A 14,348-nucleotide genomic window follows, 5' to 3' on the forward strand; every position below is an offset into this window, starting at 1 on the left:
CAATTCAAATGTTGCGGATAGTATCTGTCCTCTTTTTTCTTCCTGATTTAATCCTTCCTTGGCATGAGCTTTAAAATCAATCCCGTAACTCCAGAGTCGATTGTTGTAGCCTTTTGCCATAAGTTGTGCTCTTATCTCTTTATTGCATTTTCTATCTTTAAGTATTCTTTCTGTATTTTGCCCAAAAGCCTCTTTTGCGATTGATTTGAAATCTTCCAGGCTCAAAGAATATAGCCATGTATTCATTTCTGCGTTTGCTTTGGCTTGAGGATCGGCTGCGGTTGGATCATAATTTAAAAAGAAGACGTTTAATAATTTTGTGAGTAAGACTCGCGCCAAGAGGGGCTCTCGAAAGCTTTCACCCCTGTCAATTGTAAAAACCAACGCGACAAGACGAAGGATTTTCTCGTAATTTTCAGATTTAGAGATAAAACCGATTTCGGTATCTGTTATTGGGCGCCCAAGTACATTTGTTAAAAATGATTCCCTGAAAGCATTCATTTGGGAAGATATTCTTTCCTGCAATCGTCTTGCTTTGGCTTTTTTTTCTGGCGGAGTTTCCATTATTCCTTGGATGATAGCGTTGATTTTTTCCGCAAGATGTCCAAATGTTTTTTCTATTTTATCTTTTTCTTTGTCTTGCGATGCATGTGGTTGTATAAATGGATTATTTTGAAGAAGACTTTCCTTGTCGGGGAAGAAAAGTTCATCCATTTGCAGCAGTTCCGTGTAGTCTGCCAGAACGTTCATTTTTAGCCGCAGATCAATTTGCTTTGAGGCTAAAAAATCTTTTATCGGCTGGTATCTTGCCTTGCTTATTGAAGGAGAAGCTAAGGCTCCTCTTAAAATAACCGAATAAGTCGGACTTTGCGCTGTTACAACTTCCAGTATTAAATGTCCTGTCTCTTTAGGTGGTAGGGGGAATGCCTTGGGCTTATTGCCAAGCAGGGACATCAAATGATTTAAATTTTCAAGGCTATCTTTCCATGATGGGAGCTTTTCTAAAAATTCATCTAATTCATTTTTTGATTTGATGTGAGGCAGAAGATTTTTAATTGTTACCCATGTAAGTCTTTCTCTTAATCGCGTATTTGCTGACAAAAAAGCTCCTTTTGTAAATAACATGTTTGTCAGCGAACCCTTTTTTTGGGGATCAAGTTCATCGAGGGTTGTTATAAGATGTGCAAGATTTGGCAGGGCATATTCAAAAAAATCTTCAGTAAGTTTTCCTCTTTTTGCCGCATTGGAAAGACCAACCAACTTATAACCTAAGCGTCCTTCACAATGTGGCGAAATATCTTCGCTTGTTTTTATAAAACGAACTAAAGCAGGGAGCGCTTTAACTGTTAAGGGAGCTGCCAGAAACAATTGTCTGCCTACACTGATAAATTTGCAAACCAGGGAGGACGGATTGTCTGCATTAAAATCGGCTCTACTTTGAATTAGATCAGTTATAGCTGGCAAAAGATATCTAAAAAAATCTTCGGAGTTTTTATTTTCAATAGCAATGACCTGGCCGACCGGTTCAGCCCCAAATTTTTTTACTAAAGTTGAACTTGCTTTAAGATCTGTCAACCCATCCCATTCGCTTAATGAAGAATCTTTTTCTCTTTTTAAATATGTTGCAATAGCAACACTTCCCCATCCCTTTTCAATAACAAGCCTTAATAATTCATCATCACGAGCATATTCATATCCTCCGACAATTGAAAGAATGTTTATCCCCTCATTTTGAAGCATCCAGAATGGGAATGCGCTCCATTGGGGGAAATTCCAGTGGACAACCATCAATACATCGTTATCCTGCAATCCTTCGTAATAACTTAGCATTTTTCTGGCATTAAGGTTCTTCTCTATAAAAATAAAATCCGCATTGTCTAAAACTCTTTTTTGTTTGGCTTCCACAAGCAACTTGTCAAATAAAATGTTTAGCTCCATGGCTTCGATACGGTTGAAAAATCTTGAAAGTCTGGAACACCCATAATAAAGAGAGCGTAGGGTTGTTATCCTGGAATCAACATCAACGATACTTGGAGCAATAACTGGCATCGCCCTTTTTGCTAAATAGAGAGAAAAAAGAGCTGTCCAGTTTGATGGTTTGTCTGTTTTCTTGTCATATGTTTTAATAAAAAAATATCTTAAAAAATCAAAAGATTTATCCTGCAAAACACTTTCGTATAATTGGCCAAGTTTAATAGGAGTTAAACATCCTTGTCCCGTTTGACTTGCATATTCCAACAAAAGCCCTTCTATAGAGTCTATTAACACAGCTCCCAACATCTCTTCTGCTTTACATTTCTCTTTATCTATTTCTGCTGTTCTGTTTCCTTCTTCGGTTATTGCTTTTTCCCAGCGGTAAAAATTATTTGTTGTTTCGCTGTTATTTAAAAATATAAGCCCCGCTTTTCCTGCCATTATATATGGACTGCGATAATCGGAATGATCCCCTAGTTTTGAAAAAGGATCCAATGTGAGGGTAGGAATCTCTTGAAAGAGATGTTTTTTATCAACAGGACTTAAAAAGATAATTTGTTCGATCTTAATATTTTGTCTTTCAAGCCACTTGTGAATTGCCTCCATTGATAACGTGTGTCTCCTAAATTGTATGAGTATAATGGATTTTTCCGTTTTTATTGCAACAGCTAAATTGTTTTCATTATGTTTAAATCCGATAAGCAGTGTTTCTTCCGCAGATGAAAGATCAATTTGAGCAAATTGATCTTCTTTCATCATAATGACTGCAGGGCTTCCTCCTGAGGGTTTCCATGCAGCTTCTCCTTCTATATTATATGGATTATTATAAAGGCTGCGGGTTGAATAGATAGTTATGCCTGGAATTGACGGATGAGTAGTTCTTGTCTCTTTGGGAATATTTCTGTCAACAGAGTAGCAATGACGGGCTGCCATTTTTGCCAACAATTCATTATACTGATGATTGGAATATTTAATGGGAATGCAATTGGCGCAATTAATATTTATAAGAGGAATATCAAGTCTTAAATTTTTAGGAGTTAAGTTATGTGGTTGCGATTTGCGGGGAGTAATTGTTTTTAGCCCAGGATTTGGTTGAACTTTCGAAGATATTGTTGACATGTTTTTTTCTTCTCGACAATAAATAAATTAAATTGCAGAAGAAACAATCTGCCTTCTATTTCTGTGCTATTATTAGATAAATGGAAAACCTCTGGCAAAACTTAACTTACGATGCGATTTTTAGCTCTCTGGAAGAGACCCTTCAGGTTAAACTCTCAAATATCTGTATCAAGAGAAATAGCTACATAAATCGCGTTTATGAGCTTGAAGAATTTGATTCTCAAAAAAGGTTTATCGTCAAATTTTACAGGCCGAAGAGATGGACGTCTCAGATGATACAGGAAGAACATCTCTTTTTGAAAAAATTGTCTGCTGACGAAGTTTCAGTAATCCCTCCCATTGAAATAAACAATAAAACTCTTTTTTCTTTTGGAGATATATCTTATGCGATATTTTCTAAAAAAGGGGGGCGGGCTATTGATGAATTTAATCAAGAAGGGTGGGAAACAGTCGGTAGAATGCTTGCAAAAATTCATAAGGTGGGGGAGAGGCATAAAGAATCAATTCGTATAAAATGGCGGCCTTCTGTCGCAACAAAACATCATTTAGAAGTTTTGCTTGGTACAGATTATTTGCTGCCTGATTTTAGAAATTCATTTAAAACCGCCGCGGATCTTTTTATTGATAGGTTTGACTCTTTGTTTGATGATCAAGAATTTATTTTAATACATGGCGATTGTCATAAGGGGAATTTAATACATCGGCCAAATGAAGGTATATTTGTAATCGATTTTGACGATATTTGCCTGGGGCCGCCTGTTCAAGACCTGTGGATGCTTTTGCCTGATACCATTTACAATTCAAAACGGGAACTTGAATGGTTTTTTAAAGGATATGAAACTTTTAGGTCATTTAATAAAAAATCTTTTGAGTTGGCAGAACCGCTTCGAGGGATGAGGATCATTCATTATGTTGCGTGGCTTGCCATTCAAAGCGGAGAACCAGATTTTAAAAAACATTTTCCAGAGGCGGGAACTTCCAAGTACTGGAATTCTATAATAAAAGATTTGCAGGAGATTGTTTGCCGTCACAGTCAGAACGCTAACTGAACCCCGATTAGGAAATCGGGGTTCATACCTGGGGAAATTTCCAACACTCTGCTAGAATTCTGTTCGTCTATGAATAATCGGGGTGAACTCACCAACTCACAAATCTTTCTATTGCTAAGTATTTATACTTTGTGTTATAATAAAAAAGTAATGCCACTTAATAAAGTCGTTAAGGATAAAGTAATAAAAAAATATGCAACATGTGAAGGTGACACTGGATCTCCAGAAGTGCAAATAGCCCTTATTACCGAACGTATAACCCAGTTGGTTGAACACATAAAAAGTAATAAAAAAGATCAAAGTAGTCGTAGGGGGCTTTTAATTTTAGTCGGACAGAGGAGAAGACTGCTTAATTATCTTGGGCGTGTTGACGCAAAAAGATATGCTACCCTCACTGCAAGCCTCGGATTAAAATAAATGACATTAAAAAAAGCTGAGTTAGATTTGGATTCTGGAAAAGTACTTACTATTGAAACCGGTCATATGGCGCTTGAAGCATCTGGTTCGGTTACCGTAAGACTTGGTGATACTATGATACTTGCAGTTGCTACGGCATCATCAAAACCTCGTGAGGGGATAGATTTTTTCCCGCTTATTGTTGATTTTGAAGAAAAACTTTATTCTGTGGGCAAAATTCCCGGTGGTTTTTTTAGGAGAGAGGGAAAACCTTCTGAAAAAGCAATCCTTAACGCGCGTAAGATTGATAGGCCTATACGCCCCCTTTTTCCTGAAGGATATATTAATGATGTTCAAATTGTTGTAACTCCCCTTTCTGTTGATCAGGAAAATCCGCCTGATATTCTTGGGATTATAGGCGCTTCAGCCGCTCTTTCGATTTCTGAAATTCCATTTGAAGGGCCGATAGGGGCTGCGCGCATTGGAAAAATAGGAAGAGATTTAATTGTCAATCCTACTATGTCACAGATGCGTGAATCTGATATGGACATTGTGGTTGCGGGGACAAAAGATAAGATTTTAATGATAGAAGCCGGCGCAAAAGAATTGCCGGAAGAAGAAATTTTGGCTGCGATTAAAAAAGGGCATGATTTTATAAAAAAGGTTGTTTCTCTTCAGGAAGAATTGATTGCGAAATTCGGAAAGAAAAAAATCGAGGTTTCGGCTGTTTCTATAGACAAAAAAATAGAAGATTTTATTAATAAAAATTATAAAGAGAAGATAGAAAAGGCTATTATAATAACCGATAAAAAAGAGCAGATGAATGAACTTTCCTTAATTCAGGAAAAGATAAAAGAAGAATTGGAAAAAAATGATGACATAAAAAGTGTTTTGGAAAAAAAGCCAAAAGATGTGTCAAAAATTATAGAAAACATAGAATATGATTTTATGCGAAATATGATTTTGGAGAAGAAAAAACGTTTAGATGGCCGCGGGTTAAAAGAGATTCGCAAAGTGACCTGTGAAATTGGCGTTGTGCCGAGAGCTCATGGTTCGGCTCTTTTTACGCGAGGCCAAACTCAAGTGTTGACGATAGCAACTTTGGGGGCAGCCGGAGATGCCCAGATGATTGAAGGGCTTGATCTTGAAGATACGGAAAAGCGTTATATGCATCATTATAATTTCCCAGCATTTTCTGTTGGGGAAGTAAGGCCTTTGCGAGGTCCTGGGCGTAGAGAGATTGGCCATGGTAGCCTTGCTGAGAAAGCGCTTTTGCCTGTTATTCCATCCAAAGAGAAATTTCCTTATGCTTTGAGACTTGTTTCTGAGGCATTAGGCTCAAATGGTTCTACTTCCATGGCTTCTACTTGCGGTTCAACTCTTGCTCTTATGGATGCGGGGGTTAAAATTTCTTCTCCAGTTGCCGGGATATCTATAGGGTTAATAACGGATAATGATAAATGGGTAACAATAACAGACATTCAAGGTCTTGAGGATCATTTGGGGGATATGGATTTTAAGGTTACAGGGACAAGAAAAGGGGTTACGGCGATTCAGGTTGATATAAAAATTAAAGGTTTAACATATGAAATTTTGGAAGTGGCTCTTAATCAGGCCAAAGAAGGAAGAATTTCTATATTAGATAAGATTGAAGAAGCCATTAAGGTTCCAAGAGAAGAACTTTCAGAATATGCTCCCAGAGTTATTTCATTTAAAATAAATCCTGAAAAAATAGGATTAGTAATAGGGCCTGGAGGAAAGAATATTAGGAGAATTATTGAAGAGACCGGGGTTCAGGTTGATATTGAAGATGATGGGACAGTTTTAATTACAACTTCAGATTCTGAGGGGGCGAAGGAAGCTAAGCGTAGAATTGATGAAATGACTTTTGAACCGAAAGAAGGGGATGTTTTCAAGTCTAAGGTTGTAAGAATTATGCAATTTGGGGCTTTTGTTGAATTACCTGGCGGAAAAGACGGGCTTGTTCATATAAGCCAACTTGATAAAAAACGAGTTGCTAAAGTTGAAGATGTGGTGAATGTTGGAGATGAAGTAGTTGTTAAGGTTATGGAAATTGATAGAGAAGGGCGTATTAATCTTACTATTAAAGGTGTTACCTCAGAAGATAACCAAAAGGTCCACTAAGTTTTCTTATTTCTCCTTGACATGTTTTTTATTTAGGTGTATTTTTTATTCAACTTGTGTAAATCCACATTGGATATAAGGAGATGGATATAATGAGATTAATGTTTGACTCACCGAAAAAAAGAATGTTTTGGATTGTATTTCTTGCTTTTGTTTTGTTCTTACCATTTATTGCTACCCATTGTGGAAAAAGTGCATCTTCTGGTGGAAGTTCCAGTGGCGGAGGGGTAACTCCTTCTTTAGAAAGGGCTATAACTGTTAAAGGACTGGCGACGTCTGCAAATATATTTGCAAGTTCAATAAAAAATGTAAGGATACAGGCATCTTCCGCCTTGGCAGATGCAAATGTCACGATTGGGGAAGGAGCTAAAGATAGTGAAGATATAGTTGAAATAGCTACAGGAAGAACAGATTCTTTAGGAAAATATAGTATAGAGATAGATGTTTCTGATCTTAGAAGCGATGTTACAGATAACAAAGTTAGCAATCTTATGGTTATAATTGAAAAAGATGGTGTTATAGTCGGTTCTACTCTTCCAACAACAGATTTAACCACAAAAACAGCCTTTGCTCCCACAGCAAATCCGTCAGGGTATAAAAAGCAGATGATTGCTAGAAAAGTTTTTAAAAAGGGGAGCGATCCTAAAGACTTTAACTTTGTTGACAATGTCGACAGAAAATTCTCTGATATCAGTGGAGAAAAATTTGAGGAAATGGCAGAAGCGATTAAAGCTGCCGAAGATATGAGGGCACAAATTGCGGAGTCTTTAGGGATAGATGTAAGTAAATTAGCGCTCTTGGATGAAAGGGCAAGGACTTACCATGATACTTATATTGAACCGATATTTAGACAAGCCTTTGAAAACGGGATACCTCCTGACAGAGAAACGCTTGATGCCGCATTTGCCCAAATGGATGAAGTTATGAAAGATTATGCGGTATCGCTTGGTATAACGGAACAACAATTTGTCGATTTAAGGGCTATGAATGATAAAAATATGCAGGGATATATGCAAGAACAGCTTGGAGCAAATGATACGGATTTTAAAGACATGAAGAGACGTGATGAAGGAAATAAAATGATAGATCTTTTTATCGCGCAATTTGATGCTGCGGATACTTTTGCTCAAGCGTCGACTGCTTCAAAGCAGAGCTTTAAAAATGCAAATCCCGCTAAATACGCTGAATTTTTGGCCAAAAAAGATACTGTTATAACCGCTTTAAAAGAAAAGATGAATGACACAACAATTACTGATCCTCGGGCGATTGGTGATTATTTAAGGACAGAATTTTTTGATGCATTTCTTTTTCCGCCCTTGGAACAGGCGCAGTCAAGTGGTGTAAGAGATAAAAAAGCTGTTAAAATTAAATTTTCTAAAGATAATCCGGAAGATATGGAAGCAATAATGCAAGCTTATGCTAACACCAGAATTATGGTATATTTTATGAATTTCTTTACAACGGAGCAACGGGGGACTATTTTCCAATCCATGGGACAGACATTGCAGCCTATTTTTCAGAGTCGTTATGAAGATTCGCAGTCAGTGTATTATATGGGTCCCAGTTTTTGGGAAAGCCGTCCAACAGGGGAAGAGATAGCGGCTCGTACAGAGAAATTTAAAACGGCATTGAATAATGCCATAAATAGTATTGTTTCTACCCCTTTTAACGCGGTTTCTTGGGTTGGGGGGACAAATGTCAGCGATTTAATAAATGCTTTTGTCATTATTAACGCTCCTCCCGATGCGATTTAGTTTTGTTACAGTTATTTGAAAAAAACTGAGTTCTTTTTTGTCTTTTTTTGACAAAAATCCTTATATTATGCTATAATTACTAAGTTATGTATGCAATAATTGAGACAGGGAATAAACAATATAAAGTTCAAACGGGGGATATTATAAATATTGAACTCCTCGGTCAAAATGAAGGTGAGGTCAAGTTTGATAAAGTCCTTCTTGTTTCTAATGAAACAAAAATTGAAGTTGGCACTCCTTATGTTTCATCTGCCAAGGTTTTAGGTAAAGTTTTAGGTTCTTTTCAGGGAGATAAAGTGATAAATTATAAATATAAATCAAAATCAAATTATCATCGCAAAAAAGGGCATCGTCAGAATTTGTTGAAAGTTGAAATAACGGAGGTATCTTTGTAAATGGCACATAAAAAAGGGGGCGGTACCTCTAAAAACGGCCGCGATTCTAATGGCCAACGATTAGGTGTTAAGGTTTATGGCGGACAAATTGTAAAGTCAGGCAATATAATATTACGTCAACGTGGAACAAAATACTATCCAGGAAAAAATGTTGGAATGGGATGTGACCATACAATATTTGCAACTGCTCCTGGTGTTGTTACTTTTGAATCAGGTAAAAAAGTTTCTGTTTTGCCCCAATAATTATTCTGTGTTAAAATAACCCATTATGTCTGGATATGAAACAATTGTCATAAAAATTGGAAGCTCTACTCTTACGTTAGAAAACAAACTTGATGTAAAAAACCTCGAAAGAATAGTAGAGGAAATCTCATCCTTAAAAAAGAGGATAATTATAGTTACTTCGGGAGCTATAGTTACCGGTTCCCAGAAACTTGGATTTACGACAAAACCAAAAACTATCCCCCAAAAACAGGCTGCGGCAGCTATTGGCCAGTCGGTTTTAATGCGTCAATATGAGAAAGCTTTTGAGAAATATGGAATTACAACCGCGCAGGTTTTATTAACTCGTGATGCGATTGAAAACAGAGAGCGTTATCTTAATGTCAGAAATACTATGACAACTTTGCTTAATGAAGGAGTTATTCCAATTGTCAATGAAAATGATACGGTTGCAATTGATGAAATAAAGGTTGGAGATAACGATAATTTAGCTGCTCTTGTTGCTTCCCTTATTGGCGCAGATCTTCTTATTATGTTGACAGATGTTGATGGATTTTACATGGAGACACCTGAAGGAGTCTCTTATAAAGTAGACGAAATCAGTGAAATTACAGAAGAGATAAAACAAGCTGCCGGACATTCATCTACTCAACTCGGGACGGGTGGGATGGCAACAAAGCTTGAAGCAATAAAGATTTGCATGGATGCGGGAGTTTATGTTGTTATAGCATATGGAAGAGAAGAAAATGTTTTATCAAAGATTGTTTCGGGAGATAAGGAGGGGACTCTTTTTAAGACAAAGATTTCTAAGCTGGAATCCCGTAAGCGTTGGTTAGCGCACGGATTAAAAGTTGAGGGAGTGATAGTTGTTGATGATGGAGCTGTTTTGGCTTTGAAGATCCGGGGGACAAGCCTTTTGCCGGTCGGCATAAAAGAAGTTAATGGATGTTTTGGCGCCGGAGCCCTTATATCTGTTGTTGGCGAAAAAAAAGAAGAGATAGCCAGGGGATTGGTTACATTAAGTTCCGAAGAGCTTAAAAAAGTTTTAGGGAAAAAAGGAGAACGTGAGGTTATTCATAGAGATAACCTTGTATTGTTATGACAGAAATTTTAGATAAATGTAAAAAGGCAAAAGCTGCGGCGATTAAGCTTGGTAATATTTCTACGGAGATAAAAAATAAAGCTTTGGATGCTATGGCTGATGCTTTGGGAGAAAACTCAAAAAATATAATTGACGCCAATAAAAAAGATCTTCGAGCCGGAGAGAAAAAAGGCTTATCTCTAGCTCTTCTTGATAGATTGATGCTTAATGAAAAGAGAATTTTAGGGATTATTGATTCTCTTGATGTTGTGAAAAAATTGAAAGATCCTGTTTTTGAGGTAATTTCGGAATGGACAAGGCCTAACGGGCTTAGAATTCAAAAGAGGAGGGTTCCTCTTGGGGTAATCGGAATAATTTATGAAGCACGTCCAAACGTGACTGTCGATTCTGCCTCTTTATGCATGAAATCCGGGAATGCAACAGTTTTGCGCGGAGGATCTGACGCGATAAATTCAAATAAAATTCTTGCGGAGATTATAAGTTGTGCAGCCTATAAAGTTGGGATCCCTGATGGATCTATTTGCTTAATTGAAGATACTTCCCGCAAATCTTCAGAGGAACTTATGGGGATGAGGGGATATCTTGATGTCTTAATTCCTCGAGGGGGTAAGAATTTAATCCAGACAGTTATTCAGAAGGCAAAAGTTCCAACAATTGAAACTGGGGAAGGGAACTGTCATGCTTATGTTGAAAAGACTGCCGATCTTAAAATGGCGCTTGAAATTGTTTATAACTCAAAAGTTTCACGTCCTTCTGTTTGCAATGCTATAGAAACTCTTCTTGTTGATGAGGAAATTGCCGCTAAATTTCTTCCTATGATCTTTTCAGAATTAAAAGAGGCAAATGTTGAGGTAAGAGGAGATAAAAAAGTTTTAGCTATCGATTCAAGTATAAAAAAAGCAACCGATGAAGATTGGACTACGGAGTTTTTATCGCTTATTTTGGCGGTAAAAGTGGTTAAAGATTATAAAGAAGCTGTTGATCATATTAATAGATACGGAACAAAGCATTCGGAGACTATTATTACAAAGGATAAAGAGGCTGAGAATTATTTCTTATCATATGTTGACGCTTCTTCTGTTTATGTGAACGCTTCGACGCGGTTTACAGATGGAGGGGAGTTTGGTTTTGGTTCGGAGATTGGGATATCAACACAAAAACTTCATGCCAGGGGGCCTATGGGTTTGCCAGAGCTTACTTCTTATAAGTATGTTGTGTATGGAGATGGGCAGATTAGATAAACTTATCGATTTAATGACTGATGTATTGTGTTTACTCCGATTATGATAATCGAGGTTCATTTAGTGTTTTGGGTGTGATGGTTTACCATATTAGATGATTGGCCTGGTCAAGCTTTCCATACGGACTTGATTTTCTTTCTATATATGTTATTTGATCTACAAGCATTTTTGCTGTTTTTTCATTCCAAGGATAAATGTAGGCGGCTATGTCTCTTGCGATATTTCGCACGTTTAGCTTTTTTAAAGAACCCTGTTTTAACAGAGATTCAATGGCTTGCGCTAAAAATTTCCCCTGCAGTTGTAAGCGATTAATATCTTCATGGTCTTTTATATTAATATGAATTATTGGAATGGAATTTTGGAATAAAAATTTTAGAGATTCTGCCCCCAAATCTTTTCCATGTCTGCTTTGTGATAAGGAATGATCCAGTTTGCTTGCATGTTTTAATATTTCTCCAATAAAAACAACTTGTTCTTGATAATCTAATTCTGATAAAAAAGAAAAAGGATTGGTATAATTTTCAGCTTGTCTTAAAAGAGGTTTGATTTTTTTAATAGCTCTTCCTAACGTATTATAATCAGCCTCATTTTGAATATGTAATGCTTCACATTCAGGAGAAGGGAAAAGGCTGTAGTGACGACTAAAATGGCCTGTTCCGTTTAGAATGCGTAGCTCTCTTATAGGAGGATCTATTAAATGATTTATAAGTTCGCTGAAAAAAGAAGAAGTAGCATGAGATGTTTCTAACTGTCTTATATTTATCGGGATAATAGTTCCGGTTCTTCGTGGGGCACCCTGAAATCTTTTTGTAAATAATAATTCTGTTGCTTGAGGTAAATGTACAGGAAAACTTACTGTCATTTTCTATCACTCCCCTCTATACTATATTATCTGCTCTTTTGCTAAAAAATTTCACTTTATCAAGGGAGATCGATACTGCTATTTTTTCATAACTATACTACTAATTTTAATAAAATCAAGCATGAAGAAAAAAGATGTTGTATACTACAAACGTGGGGAGACAAAAAAAAATTAAAAGACTTGGCATTATGGGAGGGACATTTGATCCTATTCATAAAGGACATATCGCATTGGCAAAAGCGGCAAAAAGAGAATTTATTCTTGACGGAATAGTTTTTATGCCTTCCGGAAATCCGCCACACAAAGATATATCTAAAGTTACAGATAAAGAAGATCGCTACCAAATGGTTCAAATAACAATCAAGAAATATAAAAGTTTCTTTTTATCAAGACTTGAAATGGATCGACAAGGGGTTTGTTACGCTGTTGATACTTTTAATGAGTTAAAAAGAAAATATGGCAGTAATACCAAATTATTTTATATCATGGGGATGGATTCTATTCTTGAAATTTTAGACTGGAAAAAGCCACTTGAACTTTTTACTCTTTGTGAATTTATCGTTGGGACAAGACAAGGAGCAAAAATCCGGACATTTAAAAGACTACTTAAATTTCCACCGCTGCAAAAAGAGATAGACAAAATTCATCTTATGGAGCTTAAGGAGGACATTTCTTCATCGAATATTCGCTCAAAGCTTAAAACCGGAAAATCTGTTGCAAGGCTTGTGCCGAGAAATGTTTTAAAGTATATAAGAGAAAAAGAATTGTATAATTAATCCCGATTATCCTAATCGGAATTAACCTGGGAGGATGAAATGAAAATACCAAATTCGGAAAAGACGATATTAAATAATGGCTTGACAGTTATTACTGAAAGTATACCAAGTCTCCGATCCGCTGCTTTTGGAATAGTTGTCGGTGCCGGGTCTGGCGATGAACTTAAAAATGAAGAAGGGCTGACTCATTTTATAGAGCATATGGCGTTTAAAGGGACTGACAGGCGTTCTGCTTTTCAAATTGCTTCCGAACTTGATGCGGTTGGCGGAAAAATGAATGCTTATACGAGCAAAGAGTATACTCTTTATTATTCGGTAGTGTTAAGTACACACCTGAGTGTTGCAGTTGATGTTATAAGTGATATCTTTTTGAATCCTCTGTTAAAAGAAGAAGACATTCAGATGGAAAAAGGGGTAATCTTAGAAGAGATAAATATGTATGAAGATACCCCTGACGAATTGGTCCATGATCTTTTTTATAATGCAATTTTGCATGGCCATCCAATTGGGAAGTCAACACTTGGAACAAAAGAGACTGTTTCTGGGTTTGAAAAAAACTCATTCATAAAATATCGTGATCGATTGTATAAGCCGGACAATGTAATTATTTCTGGGGCCGGTGATGTTGATCATAAAAATTTAGTTTCAATGCTTGAAAAAGCTTTTGAAAATTTCCAGGGGGAAAAAAAATCAAAAGAAAATGTCCTTCCTGATATAAAAAGAGATATAAAAATCAAAAAGAAAGATACGGAACAGGTCCATTTGTGTCTGGGAACAAAAGGGGTATCCCAGCTAGATGATGATAGATATACCCTCTCTGTCCTTGACACAATTTTAGGGGGATCAATGAGTTCCTGGTTGTTTCAGGAGGTTAGAGAGAAAAGGGGGCTTGCCTATTCAATTTATTCAACTGCTCAGCCATTTAGGGATTTTGGTATTTTTTATGTTTACGCGGGGACTGAAAAGAAGAATGTTAAGCAGGTCATTGATTTAACTCTCGAACAGTTTAAAAAGATGAAACAAGATGGGATCTCGGAGGAAGAGCTTTCCCGCGCAAAAGAGCATTTAAAGGGCGGGCTTGTTTTGGGGCTTGAATCAAGCTCTGCTAGGATGAGTTATATTGCAAAATCTGAATTTTTCCATAAAAAGACGATTTTTATTGAAGAGATTTTTAATAAGATCGATAAAATTTCACAGAAAGATATAATTAGGTTAGCGCAAAAGATTTTTGATGATAAATATTTAACATTGGCTGTGATTGGAGATGTTTCTGATGTTCATCCCGATTATTTACGGTAAAATCAGAAATTCAC

At 36.6% G+C, this 14,348-nt stretch carries 11 protein-coding genes and 1 pseudogene; 10 read left to right on the forward strand and 2 right to left on the reverse strand.

Going from position 1 to position 14,348, the window contains the following annotated elements; all coding sequences use genetic code 11:
• Positions 1-3,093: pseudogene (locus A2290_05160) on the reverse strand (hypothetical protein).
• Between the two features lie 80 nt (positions 3,094-3,173).
• Between A2290_05160 and A2290_05165 the strand changes: the two are divergent.
• The 8 genes from A2290_05165 (at position 3,174) to A2290_05200 (ending at position 11,397) form a co-directional block, all read left to right on the forward strand.
• Complete coding sequence (locus tag A2290_05165) at positions 3,174-4,142, forward strand: hypothetical protein (GenBank protein OGC15713.1); 969 nt, start codon at positions 3,174-3,176, stop codon at positions 4,140-4,142.
• A gap of 150 nt (positions 4,143-4,292) precedes the next feature.
• Positions 4,293-4,559 carry a 30S ribosomal protein S15 gene (locus A2290_05170; protein ID OGC15867.1) on the forward strand — a complete coding sequence of 89 codons (267 nt, stop codon included), beginning with the start codon at positions 4,293-4,295 and terminating at the stop codon, positions 4,557-4,559.
• Entirely contained in the window at positions 4,560-6,683 is a 2,124-nt protein-coding gene (locus A2290_05175) for a polyribonucleotide nucleotidyltransferase (protein OGC15714.1), read from the forward strand.
• Positions 6,684-6,775: 92 nt separating this feature from the next.
• Entirely contained in the window at positions 6,776-8,437 is a 1,662-nt protein-coding gene (locus A2290_05180; protein ID OGC15715.1) for a hypothetical protein, read from the forward strand.
• Between the two features lie 86 nt (positions 8,438-8,523).
• Positions 8,524-8,832 carry a 50S ribosomal protein L21 gene (locus A2290_05185; protein ID OGC15716.1) on the forward strand — a complete coding sequence of 103 codons (309 nt, stop codon included), beginning with the start codon at positions 8,524-8,526 and terminating at the stop codon, positions 8,830-8,832.
• A complete protein-coding gene (locus A2290_05190; protein ID OGC15717.1) occupies positions 8,833-9,075 on the forward strand; it encodes a 50S ribosomal protein L27 in 243 nt (80 codons plus the stop codon). It begins immediately after the preceding gene.
• A gap of 25 nt (positions 9,076-9,100) precedes the next feature.
• Positions 9,101-10,156: a glutamate 5-kinase gene (locus A2290_05195; GenBank protein ID OGC15718.1), complete on the forward strand. Its 1,056-nt coding sequence runs from the start codon at positions 9,101-9,103 to the stop codon at positions 10,154-10,156.
• Positions 10,153-11,397 carry a glutamate-5-semialdehyde dehydrogenase gene (locus A2290_05200; protein OGC15719.1) on the forward strand — a complete coding sequence of 415 codons (1,245 nt, stop codon included), beginning with the start codon at positions 10,153-10,155 and terminating at the stop codon, positions 11,395-11,397. Before A2290_05195 ends, A2290_05200 begins: the two co-directional genes overlap by 4 nt.
• Positions 11,398-11,479: 82 nt before the next feature.
• On the opposite strand, the gene A2290_05205 is transcribed toward A2290_05200, so the two are convergent.
• A complete protein-coding gene (locus A2290_05205) occupies positions 11,480-12,259 on the reverse strand; it encodes a hypothetical protein (protein OGC15720.1) in 780 nt (259 codons plus the stop codon).
• Between the two features lie 134 nt (positions 12,260-12,393).
• Here A2290_05205 and A2290_05210 point away from each other — a divergent pair, with 134 nt between their 5' ends.
• Complete coding sequence (locus tag A2290_05210; protein OGC15721.1) at positions 12,394-13,035, forward strand: nicotinate (nicotinamide) nucleotide adenylyltransferase; 642 nt, start codon at positions 12,394-12,396, stop codon at positions 13,033-13,035.
• A gap of 39 nt (positions 13,036-13,074) precedes the next feature.
• A complete protein-coding gene (locus tag A2290_05215) occupies positions 13,075-14,334 on the forward strand; it encodes a hypothetical protein (GenBank protein OGC15722.1) in 1,260 nt (419 codons plus the stop codon).
• Positions 14,335-14,348: the final 14 nt, after the last annotated feature.

It is taken from the genome of candidate division WOR-1 bacterium RIFOXYB2_FULL_36_35, assembly GCA_001771505.1.
Taxonomy (GTDB): Bacteria; Margulisbacteria; WOR-1; order XYC2-FULL-46-14; family XYC2-FULL-37-10; genus XYB2-FULL-36-35.